Genomic DNA, 16,849 nt, shown 5'->3' with positions numbered 1-16,849 from the left:
AACTTCCTACACATTGACGGGCTCGGGACTGCAACTGGCCGTGCTAACGTTCTTTCGTCGCAAAAAGCAAAGGACGCACCGATGACGATCCGTTACGCAAAAATCGCAATGATTCTGGCGCTCGCAGCGTTCGCCTTCCTGACCGTGTTCAACAACGTCACGGACTACAGCTCCAACTTCAACTTCGTCCATCACGTGCTGAGCATGGACACCACATTCCCCGACAATGCCGCCCGATACCGGGCCATCGATCAACCCTGGATGTGGCATGGCGCCTATTGGCTGATCATCTTCGGCGAAGCGCTGACAGCGGGGCTTTTGGGGTACGGCGCAGTGAAACTGTGGCAGGCACGCCGGGCCGAGGCCTCGGTGTTCGCCCGCGCCAAGGGGTGGGCCGTTGCCGGTCTGACAGTGGGTTTCTTCGTCTGGTTCTTCGGTTTCATGGTCGTCGGCGGGGAATGGTTCCTGATGTGGCAGTCAGAAATCTGGAACGGCCAGGATGCCGCGTTCAGGTTCTATATGGCGATTTTGGGCGTGTTGATCTTTCTCAACCAGCCTGACACGGAGGTGAAGTGATGTGCGTCCGTTGAAGATCAGCGTGGGAGCGAGCCTGCTCGCGATAGCGGCGTATCAGCTTGCCTGGATGCTGAATGTGACACCTAATCGCGAGCAGGCTCGCTCCCACAGGTGGCATGCGCCGGTGGATAAATCCCGCTCATAAAAAACGGCCCACCTCCAGTGGAGACGGGCCGTTTTTATTGGCACCTTCAAGCGAGCCATCCAGGCCTCGCGGAAGATCTTACTGGTTCAGGCGAAAATCTTTCTCGGCCGCATCGAAGCGCTGCAGCATACCGGCGGTAGGCGAACCCATCTTGCTGACGAGGTAGATGGCCAGGCTGGCGAAGATGAAACCCGGGATGATTTCGTACAGACCCAGCAACGAGAAGTGCTTCCAGACGATCACGGTGATCGCACCCACCAGGATGCCGGCCAGCGCGCCGTTACGGGTCATGTTCTTCCAGATCACGGAGATCAGCACAACCGGGCCGAAGGCGGCACCGAAACCGGCCCAGGCATAGCTCACCAGGCCCAGTACGCGGTTTTCCGGGTTGGCGGCCAGGGCGATGGCGACCAAGGCCACCAGCAACACCATGGCACGGCCGACCCAGACCAGTTCCAGTTGGGAAGCGCTCTTGCGCAGGAAGGTCTTGTAGAAGTCTTCGGTCAGGGCACTGGAGCACACCAGCAACTGGCAGCTCAGGGTGCTCATTACCGCCGCCAGGATGGCCGACAGCAGGACACCGGCGATCCACGGGTTGAACAGCAGTTTCGCCAGCTCGATGAACACGCGCTCATGGTTTTCGGTCACCGGACCGGCCACTTCAGGGTGCGCCGAGAAGTAAGCGATACCGAAGAAGCCGACAGCCACGGTGCCGCCCAGGCACAGGATCATCCAGGTCATGGAGATGCGACGGGCGTTGGCGATGGACTTGACCGAATCAGCCGCCATGAAGCGCGCCAGGATGTGCGGTTGACCGAAGTAGCCCAGGCCCCAGCCCATCAGCGAAATGATGCCGATGAAAGTGGTGTTTTTCAGCATGTCGAAGGACGAAGGGTCCTTCGCTTCGATGGCCAGGAACGTGGTGTCCACACCACCAGTGGCCAGTAGTACGATGATCGGCGTGAGGATCAGCGCGAAGATCATCAGGGTGGCTTGCACGGTGTCGGTCCAGCTCACGGCCAGGAAACCACCGACGAAGGTGTAGGCGATGGTCGCCGCAGCACCGGCCCACAGCGCCGTCTCGTAGGACATGCCGAAGGTGCTTTCGAACAGACGGGCACCGGCGACGATGCCGGAAGCGCAGTAGATGGTGAAGAACACCAGGATGACCACCGCGGAGATGATCCGCAACAGGCCGCTGTGGTCTTCGAAACGGCTGGAGAAATAGTCCGGCAGCGTCAGCGCATCACCGTTGTGCTCGGTCTGCACCCGCAGGCGACCGGCCACGAACAGCCAGTTGAGGTAGGCACCGACGATCAGGCCGATGGCGATCCAGCTTTCCGACAGGCCGGACATGTAGATGGCACCCGGCAAACCCATCAACAACCAGCCGCTCATGTCGGAAGCACCGGCGGACAATGCCGTGACCACGCTGCCCAGGCTGCGACCGCCCAGGATGTAATCGGAAAGGTTATTGGTGGAGCGGTAAGCCATCAGACCGATCAGGACCATGGCTGCGATGTAGATCACGAAAGTGATCAAGGTGGGATTACTAACACTCATGAGTTACGCCCTGGCTTTGTTTTTATGTAGCGGTGGCAGTTGAAAGCGTCGACAACGCGGACGTTGTAGCGACGATTGGCAGTCCCGCGAATTTATGACTGATGTTTCCCCAGGAAAGCCATCAGCCGATGCCCCTCGACTTTGCAGCCGGTTGCACCTTGGCCGCGAATGCTATTCAACAAATGAAATAAGGTGCAACCTGTTTCGCTCGAATAAGTTGCACCTGATCGGTTTTATCGCAGAATCTGTGCTTTTTGCTCCTTTTTAGTGCAGTCCATAGCGGTCCGCTAGAAGCCAAAGCACTAAGCCGGTGCAGGATTGACGAGACCGGATTTGCTTCCGGATGAGCTGCCTGTCATTTCGCGAAAAAAAGGGTTGCACCCGGTTGCACCTCAATCATCGCGCAGCTAATCTTGCCGCCAGCTGATGCCACGCCATACGTGGTAAACATGAGGATAAAAATATGGCTACCACCACCCTTGGGGTCAAACTCGACGACCCGACCCGCGAACGCCTGAAGGCGGCCGCGACCTCGATTGATCGCACGCCACACTGGCTGATCAAGCAGGCAATTTTCAATTACCTGGAAAAACTCGAGGGTGGTGCAACCCTGACCGAGCTGAACGGTTCACCCCGCGCCGACAGCGAGGATGCCGGCGATGTGCAGGTCGACCACGCTCACCAATGCTTCCTCGAATTCGCCGAGAGCATCCTGCCGCAATCGGTCCTGCGCGCCTCCATCACTGCCGCTTACCGTCGCCCCGAGCCGGAAGTGGTGCCGATGCTGATTGAGCAGGCCCGCCTGCCGGCGCAAATGGCCGAAGCCACCAACAAGCTGGCCGCCTCGATTGCTGAAAAGCTGCGCAACCAGAAAAGTGCCGGCGGCCGTGCCGGTATCGTTCAAGGTTTGCTGCAGGAGTTTTCCCTGTCGTCCCAGGAAGGCGTTGCGCTGATGTGCCTGGCCGAGGCGCTGCTGCGCATCCCGGACAAAGGCACCCGTGATGCACTGATCCGCGACAAGATCAGTACCGGTAACTGGCAACCGCATTTGGGCAACAGCCCATCGTTGTTCGTCAACGCCGCCACCTGGGGCCTGCTGCTGACCGGCAAACTGGTCGCCACCCACAACGAAGCCGGCCTGACCTCCTCCCTGAGTCGGATCATCGGCAAGAGCGGCGAGCCGATGATCCGCAAGGGCGTCGACATGGCCATGCGCCTGATGGGCGAACAGTTCGTCACCGGCGAAACCATCGCCGAGGCCCTGGCCAACGCCAGCAAGTTCGAATCCAAGGGCTTCCGCTATTCCTACGACATGCTGGGTGAGGCCGCGCTCACCGAACATGACGCCCAGAAGTACCTGGCCTCGTACGAGCAAGCCATCCACTCGATCGGCAAAGCGTCCCATGGCCGTGGGATTTATGAAGGCCCGGGCATTTCCATCAAGCTGTCCGCATTGCACCCGCGCTACAGCCGCGCCCAGTACGAGCGCGTCATGGACGAGCTGTATCCACGCCTGCTGTCGCTGACCTTGCTGGCCAAGCAATACGACATCGGCCTGAATATCGACGCCGAGGAAGCCGACCGCCTCGAGCTGTCCCTGGATCTGCTGGAACGTCTGTGCTTCGAGCCGCAACTGACCGGCTGGAACGGCATCGGCTTCGTGATCCAGGCGTACCAGAAGCGTTGCCCGTATGTGATCGACTACGTCATCGACCTGGCGCGCCGCAGCCGTCATCGCTTGATGATCCGCCTGGTAAAAGGCGCGTACTGGGACAGCGAAATCAAGCGCGCCCAGGTCGAAGGCCTGGAAGGCTATCCGGTCTATACCCGCAAGGTGTACACCGACGTGTCCTACATCGCTTGCGCGCGCAAACTGCTGTCGGTGCCGGAAGTCATCTACCCGCAGTTCGCCACGCACAACGCCCATACCCTGTCGGCGATTTATCACATCGCCGGTCAGAACTATTATCCGGGCCAGTACGAATTCCAGTGCCTCCACGGCATGGGTGAACCGCTGTACGAACAAGTCGTAGGCAAAGTCTCCGAAGGCAAGCTGAACCGTCCGTGCCGCGTGTACGCTCCGGTCGGCACCCATGAAACTCTGCTGGCCTACCTCGTACGCCGCTTGCTGGAAAACGGCGCTAACACCTCGTTCGTCAACCGCATCGCCGACCAGTCCATTTCGATCCAGGAGCTAGTGGCCGATCCAGTGGCCAGCATCGAGCAGATGGCAACCCTGGAAGGCGGCTTCGGCTTGCCGCATCCGCGCATCCCACTGCCACGCGATCTGTATGGCAGCGAGCGCGCCAACTCCAGCGGCATCGACCTGGCCAACGAGCATCGCCTGGCCTCGCTGTCTTGCGCCCTGCTGGCGACCGCCCATAACGACTGGAAAGCCGCGCCGATGCTCGGTTGCGCTGCCAGCGAAGAAACCCCGGCCCCCGTGCTGAACCCGGCCGATCACCGCGACGTGGTTGGCCACGTACAGGAAGCCACGGTTGCCGACGTCGACAACGCCATTCAGTGCGCCCTCAATGCCGCACCGATCTGGCAGGCCACGCCACCGGCCGAGCGCGCCGCGATCCTCGAACGTGCCGCCGATCTGATGGAAGGCGAGATCCAACCGCTGATGGGCCTGCTGGCCCGCGAAGCCGGCAAGACCTTCGCCAACGCCATCGCCGAAGTGCGTGAAGCCGTGGACTTCCTGCGCTACTACGCGGTGCAGGCTCGCAACGATTTCACCAACGACGCCCACCGTCCATTGGGCCCGGTGGTTTGCATCAGCCCGTGGAACTTCCCCCTGGCGATCTTCAGTGGCCAGGTCGCCGCTGCCCTGGCCGCCGGCAACCCGGTACTGGCCAAGCCCGCCGAGCAGACGCCATTGGTGGCGGCCCAAGCGGTGCGCCTGATGCTTGAAGCCGGCATTCCGGAAGGCGTCCTGCAACTGCTACCGGGCCGTGGCGAAACCGTCGGCGCCCGCCTGGTGGGTGACGAGCGGGTCAAAGGCGTGATGTTCACCGGCTCCACCGAAGTCGCCCGCCTGCTGCAACGCAACATCGCCGGTCGCCTGGACAACCAGGGTCGGCCGATCCCGCTGATCGCCGAGACTGGCGGCCAGAACGCCATGATCGTCGACTCCTCGGCGCTGACCGAACAAGTGGTCATCGACGTGGTGTCGTCGGCCTTCGACAGCGCCGGCCAGCGTTGCTCGGCCCTGCGGGTCCTGTGCCTGCAGGAAGATTCCGCCGACCGCGTGATCGAAATGCTCAAGGGTGCCATGGCCGAATCGCGCCTCGGCAACCCTGAGCGCCTCTCGGTAGACATCGGCCCGGTGATCGACGCCGAAGCCAAGGCCGGCATCGAGAAACACATCCAGGCCATGCGCGACAAAGGTCGCACTGTGTACCAGATGGCAATCGCCGACAGCGACGAGTGCAAGCGCGGCACCTTCGTGATGCCGACTTTGATCGAACTGGAAAGCTTCGACGAGCTGCAACGGGAGATCTTCGGTCCGGTGCTGCACGTGGTGCGCTACAAGCGCAAGGAGCTGGACCAGTTGATCAACCAGATCAACGCTTCCGGCTACGGCCTGACCCTGGGCGTGCACACGCGTATCGACGAGACCATCGCCAAGGTCATCGACAACGTCCATGCCGGTAACGTCTACGTGAACCGCAACATTGTCGGTGCCGTGGTCGGTGTCCAGCCGTTCGGCGGCGAAGGCCTGTCGGGCACTGGTCCCAAGGCCGGTGGTCCGCTGTACCTGTACCGCCTGCTCTCGACTCGTCCTACCGATGCGATCCAGCAATCCTTCGTACGCGGCGACGCCGTCACGGCACCGGACCTGCGTCTGCGTGATGCCATGAGCAAGCCGCTGACTGCCCTGCAAGCCTGGGCCGACAGCCACAAGCTCGCCGAACTGAGCGCCCTGTGCGTGCAGTTCGCCGCCCAGTCGCAAAGCGGTATTACTCGCCAATTGACTGGCCCGACCGGCGAACGCAACAGCTACGCCATCCTGCCGCGCGAGCACGTGTTATGCCTGGCCGACGTGGAAGGCGACCTGCTGACGCAACTGGCGGCGGTACTGGCCGTGGGCGGCTCGGCCGTATGGCCGGAAACCGACACCAGCAAGGCCTTGTTCGCCCGCTTGCCGAAAGACATTCAGGCGCGCATCCAGCGCGTTGCCGACTGGACCAAGGACGACGTGCTGTTCGACGCCGTGCTGCATCACGGCGATTCGGACCAACTGCGCGGCGTTTGCCAGCAAGTGGCCAAGCGCGCCGGCGCCATTGTCGGGGTGCATGGCTTGTCCCAGGGCGAAACCAACATCGCGCTGGAACGTTTGGTGATCGAGCGGGCGTTGAGCGTCAACACCGCTGCGGCGGGTGGTAACGCCAGCCTGATGACCATTGGCTAAACCGTTGTAGACCAGGCACCTGCAATGGGTGCCTGGTAATCGAATCCCTGTGGGAGCGGGCTTGGTGGGAGCAAAGCTTGCTCGCGATCCAGGCGCTGCGGTCCTCAAGAGACCGCGGCGCTTTCATCGCGGGCAAGCCTTGCTCCCACCAAGCCCGCTCCCACATAGGATTAGTGTCGCCCTCGCCCCTGCATCACTGCCATCAATCATCCTGTTCAGCCTCTATTCCCACGCCTAGACTCGGCCCATTCCACAAAAGGTAGGCCGCCATGTCCGAGACGTTGCTCAGTTCCCGCAATCTGGCTTTCGAGCTGTATGAAGTCCTTGATGCCGAGGGCCTGACCCAGCGCGAGCGGTTTGCCGAGCACAATCGCGAAACCTTCGACGCGGCCCTCGGCACGGCTCGCAGCATCGCCGAGAAATTTTTCGCGCCGCACAACCGCAAGAACGATGAAAACGAGCCGCGCTACGAGAACGGCCAGGCGATCCTGATTCCGGAAGTGAAGCCGGCGGTGGATGCGTTTCTCGAAGCCGGCTTTCTCAACGCCGCGCGTAGCTTCGAGGCTGGCGGTATGCAACTGCCGACGTTGTTGTCCCAGGCCTGCTTCGCGCATTTCCAGGCGGCCAACGCCGCTTCCACCTCTTACCCGTTCCTGACCATGGGCGCGGCGAACCTGATCGAAAGCTTCGGCAGCGAGGAGCAAAAGCAACGCTTCCTGCAACCGATGATCGACGGGCGTTTCTTCGGCACCATGGCCCTGACCGAGCCCCACGCGGGCTCTTCGCTGTCGGACATTCGGACCCGCGCAGAGCCGGCGCCTGACGGCACTTATCGACTCAAAGGCAACAAGATCTTCATCTCCGGTGGCGATCATCCGTTGTCGGAAAACATCGTGCACATGGTGCTGGCGAAACTGCCGGACGCACCGCCTGGCGTTAAGGGCATTTCGCTGTTTATCGTGCCCAAGTTCCTGGTCAATGACGATGGCAGCCTCGGCCAGCGCAACGACGTGTTGCTGGCCGGGCTGTTCCACAAGATGGGCTGGCGCGGCACCACTTCCACGGCGCTGAATTTCGGTGACAACGGCGAATGTGTCGGTTACCTGGTAGGAAAACCGCACCACGGCCTGAGCTACATGTTCCAGATGATGAACGAGGCACGGATCGGCGTCGGCATGGGTGCGGTGATGCTGGGTTACGCCGGCTACCTGTATTCCCTGGAATACGCCCGCGAACGACCGCAGGGCCGGGTGCCTGACAGCAAGGATCCGACCACGCCACCAGTGGCGATCATCCAACACGCCGATGTACGCCGCATGCTGCTGACCCAGAAGGCCTACGTTGAAGGTTCGTTCGACCTGGGCCTGTACGCCGCGCGGCTGTTCGACGACACCACCACCCTGGAAAGCGAAGCCGAGCGCCGGCGCGCCCATGAACTGCTGGATTTGCTGACCCCTATCGTCAAATCCTGGCCCTCGGAGTTCTGCCTGAAGGCCAACGAGCTGGCGATCCAGATTCTTGGCGGCCACGGCTACACCCGCGAATACCCGGTGGAGCAGTATTACCGCGACAACCGCTTGAACCCGATCCATGAAGGCACCCACGGGATCCAGTCCCTGGACCTGCTGGGGCGCAAACTGGCGCAGAACGGCGGTGCCGGGCTCAAGCAACTGATTCGCCTGGTGGCCGACACCACTGAACGCGCCCAGGCCCACGCATCACTGGCGCCATTGCTCCAGCCACTGGAGGCGCTGGTGGCGCGCCTGCAAACGGTCACCCTCGGCCTGCTGACGGACCTGGGCCAAGGCAAGGTCAACAGCAGCCTCGCCAACTCGGCGCTGTACCTGAAGGTGTTTGGGCACATGGTGATTGGCTGGCGCTGGCTGGAACAGGCGATTCGGGCCGAGGAAGGCTTGGCCAAGGGGAATACGGCGGACAGCGACTTCTATAAAGGCAAACTGCAAGCGGCGCGGTACTTCCTGACCTGGGAAGTGCCGGGTTGTCATCATGAGCTGGAGCTGCTCGAAGCGCGGGATGATACGTGCCTGGGGATGCGGGATGAGTGGTTCTGAGCCTGCTCCTGTGCCGCGGCTTAAACCCAATCGCGAGCAGGCTCGCTCCCACAGGGGACAGGTGGTGAATGCAGATTTCGTGCTCACCGATGTCTAACTGCGGGAGCGGGCTTGTTCGCGAAGGCGGTGGATCAGGCAAATCATTTGCGACTGAAATACCGCTTTCGCGAGCAAGCCCGCTCCCACAATGAGACCACCAACCCTTGGTCCTTAGACTTCAGGCCTGCTGAATTGTCTTGGCAATCACATCGACCGTGGCGCTGACTTGCTCTTGGTAACGGTCGAGTTCCGCCTGATGAGCCTTTTGCATTTCCATCTGTTGCGAACACAGATTCATCGCGGCCAATACCAGCAGACGATCGCCGATCAGCGTCGGGTATTTCCTTTTGGTATCGGCCAGGGCGGCCTTGAGCATGGCAGCGGCGTCCAGCAGGGTCTGCTCCTGCCCAGCCGGGGCCTTGATTGAATAGTCTTCTCCCAGGATCGAGATGACTGTCACCCCATCGGCGCCGTGCCTCATGCGCTGACAGGACCGGCGCTGGCGCGCTCGATCAGCGCCTGGATGCGGGCAGCGGTAGCGCCGTGCAGTTCTTCCTGTTCCATCAGGCTCAGTTGCAGGCTCTCGTTTTCATCCTTGGCCCTGGCAAGTTCCGCGCTCAGGGTTTCGTTCTGGCCGGTGAGGTGACGGTTCTGTTGCACCAGGTCGTTGACCAGTTGCTCCAGTTGGCTGAGGGATGTTTCCAACATATTGATTTCCAGGCATTTTCAAGGGGCGCGTACGATAAAGAAAAGTCACCGCCGATGCCACGGTTTACACGGCGGCGGTGCTTCGCTCGCGAGCTGTAGAGACTGCGATTCGGGAGCCTGGTTCCTACCCTTCGTCGCCCGGCACCCGTAACCCTGCGACAAAAGCACACGCCGGCCTCAAGACTTCAGTCGTATGACCGATAAGTCGGGTAACAGCAGTCACAGCCCCGCACGGACGCGTCTTCTTCCGGTACTTCCCATGTCCCTACGTAATATGAACATCGCGCCGCGGGCGTTCCTGGGGTTTGCCCTGATCGGCGCCCTGATGCTGGCCCTCGGGGTATTTGCCCTGGCCCAGATGAGCAACATCCGCACCTCTGGCGAAAGCATCGCCCGCAACAGCGTGCCCAGCATCAAGGCCCTGGATGAGTTCACCCAGCTCACCCTGCGTCTGCGGGTGCTGTCCTACCGTTTGCTGACCAACCGCGAACCGGACATCCAGCAGAAAACCTACGAACTGTTCGAGCAACGCAATCAACAGATCCGCGCCGCCCAGACGGCCTACGAAAAACTCATCAGCGCCCCGGAAGAACGGGCCGCCTACGATCAGTATGTGCAGCTGCTGGGTCAGTACCGTCAGCTCGAAGAGCGGATGAAAACCCTCTCGCGCAATAATCAGATCGAGGAACTGCGGGCATTGCTCAACACCGAACTGCTGAGCAACTCCGAAGCCATCAACGCAATCCTGGGCCGCCTGCTGGAAATCAATAACCACCAGGCCGAGGCTTTCAACCAGAGCGCTGAGCAGCAATATTCAAAAGCCTTCATGCTGGTCGTCACGCTGCTGGTCATCGCCACCGGCCTGACCCTGCTGTTCGCCTGGCTGCTGACCAATAGCATTACCAAGCCGATTGCCAATGCCCTGGACGCCGCCGAGGAAATCGCCAAGGGCAACCTGACCCGGCCAATCACCGTCGATGGCACCGATGAAGCCGGTCGCCTGCTCAAAGCGATGGCGACCATGCAGGAGAAACTGCGCGACACCTTGCAGCGGATCTCTGGTTCGGCCACACAGCTTGCGTCGGCGGCCGAAGAGCTCAACGCCGTCACTGACGAGAGCGCCCGTGGCCTGACCCAGCAGAACAACGAAATCGAGCAGGCCGCCACGGCAGTCAACGAAATGACCAGTGCCGTGGAAGAAGTGGCGCGCAATGCGGTCAGCACCTCCGAAGCATCGAAAGACGCCACCACTTCCGCCGGTGACGGCCGTGACCTGGTGCAGGAAACCGTCAGCGCCATCGAACGCATGAGCGCCGACGTGCAAAGCACTGCCACGCTGATTGGCAACCTGGCCAATGAGTCCCGCGATATCGGCAAGGTGCTGGACGTGATCCGCGGCCTGGCCGACCAGACCAACCTGTTGGCGCTGAACGCCGCTATCGAAGCGGCCCGTGCCGGTGAGGCCGGTCGTGGTTTTGCCGTAGTCGCCGACGAAGTCCGCGCCCTGGCTCACCGCACGCAGCAGTCGACCAGCGAGATCGAACGCATGATCGGCAGTATCCAGAGCGGCACCGAACAGGCCGTGGATTCGATGCGCAACAGTACCGAACGTGCCGAGTCGACGCTGAACATCGCTCGCGGCGCCGGCATGTCCCTGGACACCATCAACACCGCCATCGTCGAGATCAACGAACGCAACCTGGTGATCGCCAGCGCCGCCGAGGAACAGGCCCAGGTGGCCCGCGAAGTGGACCGCAACCTGGTGAACATCCGCGACCTGTCGGTGCAATCGGCCACCGGCGCCAACCAGACCAGCGCCGCCAGTGCCGAACTGTCGCGCCTGGCCGTGGACCTGAACAGCATGGTTGGGCGATTCAGCCTTTAACCGCAAACCCATTGATCGCTCACAATCCATGAGCGATCAATGCTGTTGTGGCGAGGGAGCTTGCTCCCGCTGGGCTGCGAAGCGGCCCCAAAACTTCAAAAGCGACGACTGCTTCGCAGCCGAGCGGGAGCAAGCTCCCTCGCCACAAGGGCTGCGCCCAGAACCCGATCCCCCAACCTTTTTTGACAGCATCACATTTCAACAGGTTAGAATCGCTGGCACGCAGACTGCATGGTCAGTCTGTGCCCGCCCTTCAGTTTTCCCGGAGTAACGCCTTTGACTGCAACGACCATCAACAGCCTGTTCTTGATCGGCGCGTTGCTGGTAGGTGCGAGCATCCTGGTGAGTTCTCTTTCGTCCCGCCTGGGCATCCCGATCCTGGTGATCATCCTGGCCGTGGGCATGGTGGCCGGTGTCGATGGCGCCGGTATTCTTTTCGATAACTACGCCACGGCCTACCTGGTCGGCAACCTCGCATTGGCCGTCATCCTGCTCGACGGCGGCTTGCGCACGCGGGTCTCGAGCTTTCGCGTGGCGCTGTGGCCGGCGTTGTCGCTGGCCACGGTCGGGGTGTTGATCACCACTGGGCTGACCGGCCTGGCGGCGGCGTGGCTGTTCAACCTGAACCTGATCCAGGGCCTGCTGATCGGCGCGATTGTCGGCTCGACCGATGCGGCGGCAGTGTTTTCACTGTTGGGCGGCAAGGGCCTGAACGAGCGGGTCAGCGCCACCCTCGAGATCGAGTCCGGCAGTAACGACCCTATGGCGGTGTTCCTCACCGTCACCTTGATCGGCATGCTCGCCAGTGGCGAAACCGGCCTGCACTGGAGCCTGCTGGGACATCTGGTGCGCGAGTTCGGCATCGGCGCGGTACTTGGCCTGGGCGGTGGCTGGCTGATGTTGCAACTGGTCAATCGCATCAACCTGGCCAACGGTCTCTACCCGATCCTGGTCATCAGCGGCGGCCTGGCCGTGTTCGCCCTGACCAACGCCCTGCACGGCAGTGGTTTCCTGGCGGTGTACCTGTGTGGCCTGGTGATCGGCAATCGTCCGGTGCGCAGTCGTCACGGCATCCTGCACATGCTCGACGGCATGGCCTGGCTGGCGCAGATCGGCATGTTCCTGGTGCTGGGGCTGCTGGTCACGCCCCATGACCTGCTGCCCATTGCCCTGCCGGCCCTGGGCCTGGCGCTGTGGATGATCCTGTTCGCGCGCCCGCTGTCGGTCATGGTCGGCCTGCTGCCATTCAAGGCGTTCCATGGTCGCGAAATAGCTTTTATTTCCTGGGTCGGCCTGCGCGGCGCGGTGCCGATCATTCTCGCCGTGTTCCCACTGATGGCCGGCCTGCCCCACGCCCAGCTCTATTTCAACCTGGCGTTCTTTATCGTGCTGGTCTCGCTGCTGGTGCAGGGCACGAGCCTGCCGTGGGTCGCCAAGTTGCTGCACGTGACCGTCCCGCCCGAGCCGCTACCGATTTCCCGGGCGGCGCTGGAAGTGCACGTCACCAGCGAGTGGGAGCTGTTCATCTATCGCCTGGGCGCGGAAAAATGGTGCATCGGCTCCCCCCTGCGGGACCTGAAAATGCCCGAAGGCACGCGTATCGCCGCACTGTTTCGCGGCCAGCAACTGCTCCATCCGTCGGGTAGTACGGTGTTGGAAGTCGATGATTTGCTGTGTGTTATCGGCCATGAACACGATTTGCCGGCCCTTGGAAAACTGTTCAGCCAAGCGCCACAACGGGGCCTGGATCTGCGCTTCTTTGGCGACTTCGTACTCGAAGGAGACGCCCAACTGGCCGCGGTTGCCGCCCTGTACGGATTGCAACTGGATGGCATCGACCCGGACATGTCCCTGGGGCGCTTCATTGCCCAGAAAGTCGGCGGTGCGCCAGTGGTCGGCGACCAGGTGGACTGGAACAACACTCTGTGGACTGTCGCGGCCATGGACGGGAACAAGATCGCCAAAGTGGGCGTCAGATTCCCCGAAGGAAGTCGCCCGGGTCCCGGCTTGTTCCTCTAAACTGCTCCCACTCTCACTTGCTTGACCGGTCTCTATGCCTACCCTGCGCTCCTTTTTCGCCATCGCCCTGCTGGGCCTGAGTCTCTCCGTCTGCACACTGCAAGCCGCTGATCTTCCCACCAGTGCTTCGGTGCAGGCCAGCCTGGACAAGATCGCCGACCGCAAACTGCCGGAAGCCGACCAGAAAGCCCTGCAGGCCATCCTGCAGAACACTCTGACCCAGCTCAGCAACAAGGCCGACTACGAACAGAAGCTGCAGGCGCTCAAACAGCAACTGGCGACCGCGCCCAAGCAGAACATCGAGAACCAGCGCGAACTGGCGCGGCTCAAGGGCACCACGGTGGTGCCGGTGGCGCAACGCTATGCCAACCTGCCGATTCCCCAGCTCGAGCAAATGCTCTCGGATCGCTCCACCCAGCAGGGTGACCTGCAAAAAGCCCTGGCCGATGCCAACAGCCTGATCATCACCGCCCAGACCCGTCCCGAGCGCGCCCAGGCGGAAATTTCCAACAGCCAGACCCGCATTCAGCAGATCAACGCCACCCTCAAGGCCGGTCGAGACGCCGGCAAAACCCTGAGCGCCGAGCAGCGCGACCAGCTCAACGCCGAGTTGGCGGCGCTCAACGCGCTGATTCCGCTGCGTCGCCAGGAGCTGGCCGGTAATAGCCAATTGCAAGATCTGGGCAACGGCCAGCACGATTTGCTGATGGAAAAAATCGCCCGCACGGAGCAGGAAATCCAGGACCTGCAAAACCTGATCAACCAGAAGCGCCTGGCCCAGTCCCAGGAGACGGTGACCCAACAGTCCATCGAAGCCCAGAAGGCCGGTGGCAGCAGCTTGCTGGCGACCGAAAGCGCGGCCAACCTGAAGCTCTCCGACTATCTGCTCAAAAGCACCGACCGTCTCAACGAGGTGACCCAGCAGAACTTGCAGACCAAGCAACTACTGGACAGCGTCACCCAGACCGACGCCGCCCTGGACGAACAGATCAGCGTACTCAAGGGCAGCCTGCTGCTTTCCAAGATCCTCTACAAGCAGCGCCAGACCTTGCCGCGCCTCAAGCTGGACCAGAACCTGGCCGACCAGATCGCCGACATCCGCCTGTATCAGTTCGAAGTCAGCCAACAGCGCGAGTTGCTGAACAATCCCAGCGCCTATGTCGACAGCCTGCTGGCCTCCCAACCGTCGGAGCAGGCCACGCCGCAACTGCGCAAGACCCTGCTGGACCTGGCACTGACCCGTGTCGACCTGCTGGAACGCCTGAACCGCGAATTGAGCGCGGTGCTCAACGAATCCATCACCTTGCAGCTCAACCAGAAACAACTGCTCAGCACCGCCCAGAACCTGCGCGAAACCCTTGAAGAGCAGATGTTCTGGATCCCCAGCAACAAACCGCTGGATTTCGAATGGATGCGCGGGGTGCCAGTGCGCCTGGAGAAACAGGTCGACTCACTGCCCTGGGCTTCGAGCCTCAGTGAACTGGCCGATGGCCTGACCCAACGACCGCTGCTGTTCCTGCCCCTGGCACTGCTGATCGGAGCGCTGCTGTGGCGGCGCAAGAGTCTCTATGCCCGGCTGAACAAGGTTCACCAGGACGTTGGCCACTTCAAGCGCGACAGCCAGTGGCACACGCCCCAGGCGATCCTGATCAATATCCTCCTGGCGATGCCGTTGGCGTTGGCGCTGGCGCTGTGCGGCTACGCCTTGCAGATCGACGCCCGTGGCCAGAACGCCAATCTCGGCGCGGCGTTGCTGCAGATCGGCCAGGCCTGGCTGGTGTTCTACACCGCCTATCGCGTGCTGGCCCCCGGCGGCGTGGCCGAGTTGCATTTCCGTTGGGAGAAACCCCAGGTCGAGTTCCTCCAGGGCTGGATCCGCCGCCTTGGGTTGGTGGTCCTGGCGCTGGTGGCCGTGGTGGCCGTGGCCGAACTGCAACCCTCGGCCCTGGCCGACGACGTGCTTGGCATGCCGGTGGTCCTGACCTGCTACGCGCTGATGGCATGGTTGCTCAGCCGCCTGTTGCTGAGCAGCCCGACACACAAGAACGCCTCGCTGTTTCGCAAGGCTGTCGGCGTGCTGTTCACCGCGCTGCCGATCGCGCTGTTCGTGGCGGTGTGCTTCGGCTACTACTACACCGCGCTGAAGCTCAGCGACCGGCTGATCAACACCTTGTACCTGCTGATGTTCTGGCTGGTGATCGAGGCGACCTTCGTGCGCGGCCTGTCGGTGGCGGCACGGCGCCTGGCCTACCAGCGCGCCCTGGCCAAGCGCCAGGCCGCCAAGGAAGCCGGCGACGGCGAAGCGGTGGTCGAGGAACCGACCCTGGACATCGAGAAGGTCAACGAGCAATCCCTGCGCCTGATCCGCCTGGCCTTGCTGGGTGGTTTCATCGCCGCGCTGTACTGGGTCTGGTCGGACCTGATCAGCGTGTTCTCGTACCTGGACAACATCACCCTCTACGAATACACCAGCGGCACCGGCGCCAACATGAGCATGGTGCCCATCAGCATTGGCGACCTGCTCGGCGCGTTGATCATCATCGGCATCACCTTCGCCCTGGCGCGCAACCTGCCGGGCTTGTTGGAAGTGTTCGTGCTGTCGAAGCTGAACCTGGCCCAGGGCAGCGCCTATGCCACCACCACGCTGCTGTCCTACGTAATCGCCGGCGTCGGCTTCGTCACCACGCTGTCCACCCTGGGCGTGAGCTGGGACAAACTGCAATGGCTGGTGGCCGCGCTGTCGGTGGGCCTGGGCTTCGGCATGCAGGAGATCTTCGCCAACTTCATCTCCGGGATCATGATCCTGTTCGAGCGTCCGGTGCGGATCGGCGACACCATCACCATCGGCAACCTGTCGGGCACGGTCAGCAAGATCCGCATCCGCGCGACCACCATCACCGACTTCGACCGCAAGGACATCATCGTCCCGAACAAGACCTTCATCACCGGGCAACTGATCAACTGGTCGTTGACCGACACCGTGACCCGGGTGACCCTGAAACTGGGTGTGGACTACGGCTCGGACCTGGATCGGGTGCGCGAACTGCTGCTCAAGGCCGCCCGCGAGAACCCACGGGTACTGAAGGAACCGGAACCGATCGTGTACTTCCTGAACTTCGGTGAAAGCACCCTGGACCATGAGCTGCGCATGCACGTACGCGACCTCGGTGACCGCAACCCGGTGCTGGATGAGATCAACCGCTTCATCAACCGTGAGTTCAAGAAGGAGCACATCAACATCTCCTTCCGGCAGATGGAAATCTATCTGAAGAACCTTCAGGGCCAGGAGTACAAACTGGTGCCTGCCGAGCCCGACAAAAAGACCATCACGCCCGTGCCTTCGGCTGTTGCCAGCATCAAGCCGGTACCCGAGCCGCCGCAAGAAACACTCGACTGATGCGCGCTGCCTGAAGGCGTCGCGCCGG

The 16,849-nt window shown here is 61.9% G+C and carries 9 protein-coding genes and 1 pseudogene; 7 read left to right on the top strand and 3 right to left on the bottom strand.

Translation table 11 applies throughout. The annotated features are described in order from the left end of the window. Positions 1-81: 81 nt before the first annotated feature. Positions 82-576: a DUF2165 family protein gene (locus tag AC30D9_RS15030; RefSeq protein ID WP_307573717.1), complete on the top strand. Its 495-nt coding sequence runs from the start codon at positions 82-84 to the stop codon at positions 574-576. Between the two features lie 223 nt (positions 577-799). Here AC30D9_RS15030 and putP read toward each other — a convergent pair whose 3' ends face one another. Next, positions 800-2,284 carry a sodium/proline symporter PutP gene (gene putP / locus AC30D9_RS15025; protein ID WP_134922575.1) on the bottom strand — a complete coding sequence of 495 codons (1,485 nt, stop codon included), beginning with the start codon at positions 2,282-2,284 and terminating at the stop codon, positions 800-802. Positions 2,285-2,747: 463 nt separating this feature from the next. On the opposite strand from putP, the gene putA reads away from it, so the two are divergent. Then, the gene (putA, locus tag AC30D9_RS15020; RefSeq protein ID WP_307573715.1) at positions 2,748-6,701 is read left to right on the top strand and encodes a trifunctional transcriptional regulator/proline dehydrogenase/L-glutamate gamma-semialdehyde dehydrogenase; all 3,954 of its coding nucleotides are present in this window, start codon (positions 2,748-2,750) and stop codon (positions 6,699-6,701) included. Positions 6,702-6,970: 269 nt separating this feature from the next. Beyond that, positions 6,971-8,773, top strand: coding sequence for an acyl-CoA dehydrogenase (locus AC30D9_RS15015; RefSeq protein ID WP_490144308.1), 1,803 nt, complete (start codon positions 6,971-6,973; stop codon positions 8,771-8,773). A 217-nt stretch (positions 8,774-8,990) separates the two neighbouring features. Here AC30D9_RS15015 and AC30D9_RS15010 read toward each other — a convergent pair whose 3' ends face one another. Together AC30D9_RS15010 and AC30D9_RS15005 are read right to left on the bottom strand one after the other, a co-directional pair. Then, the gene (locus AC30D9_RS15010; RefSeq protein ID WP_134922572.1) at positions 8,991-9,293 is read right to left on the bottom strand and encodes a cell division protein ZapA; all 303 of its coding nucleotides are present in this window, start codon (positions 9,291-9,293) and stop codon (positions 8,991-8,993) included. Then, the gene (locus AC30D9_RS15005) at positions 9,290-9,520 is read right to left on the bottom strand and encodes a hypothetical protein (protein WP_134922571.1); all 231 of its coding nucleotides are present in this window, start codon (positions 9,518-9,520) and stop codon (positions 9,290-9,292) included. The genes AC30D9_RS15010 and AC30D9_RS15005 overlap by 4 nt, the downstream gene beginning before the upstream one ends. Positions 9,521-9,713: 193 nt before the next feature. On the opposite strand from AC30D9_RS15005, the pseudogene AC30D9_RS15000 reads away from it, so the two are divergent. The 4 genes and pseudogenes from AC30D9_RS15000 to mscK all read left to right on the top strand — a co-directional run. Next, positions 9,714-10,550 (top strand): annotated as a pseudogene (locus AC30D9_RS15000) (MCP four helix bundle domain-containing protein); the annotation flags it as partial. Continuing rightward, positions 10,533-11,405, top strand: a complete 873-nt coding sequence (locus AC30D9_RS14995; protein WP_432421856.1) for a methyl-accepting chemotaxis protein — start codon at positions 10,533-10,535, stop codon at positions 11,403-11,405. The pseudogene AC30D9_RS15000 and the gene AC30D9_RS14995, both read left to right, overlap by 18 nt. 276 nt (positions 11,406-11,681) lie before the next feature. Then, positions 11,682-13,424: a potassium/proton antiporter gene (locus tag AC30D9_RS14990; RefSeq protein ID WP_307573709.1), complete on the top strand. Its 1,743-nt coding sequence runs from the start codon at positions 11,682-11,684 to the stop codon at positions 13,422-13,424. Positions 13,425-13,458: 34 nt separating this feature from the next. After that, entirely contained in the window at positions 13,459-16,821 is a 3,363-nt protein-coding gene (gene mscK / locus AC30D9_RS14985; protein WP_134922569.1) for a mechanosensitive channel MscK, read from the top strand. The last annotated feature ends 28 nt before the right edge of the window (positions 16,822-16,849 follow it).

This window comes from Pseudomonas sp. DF11 (assembly GCF_058148565.1).
This window is presented reverse-complemented; position numbering and strand designations above follow the sequence as displayed.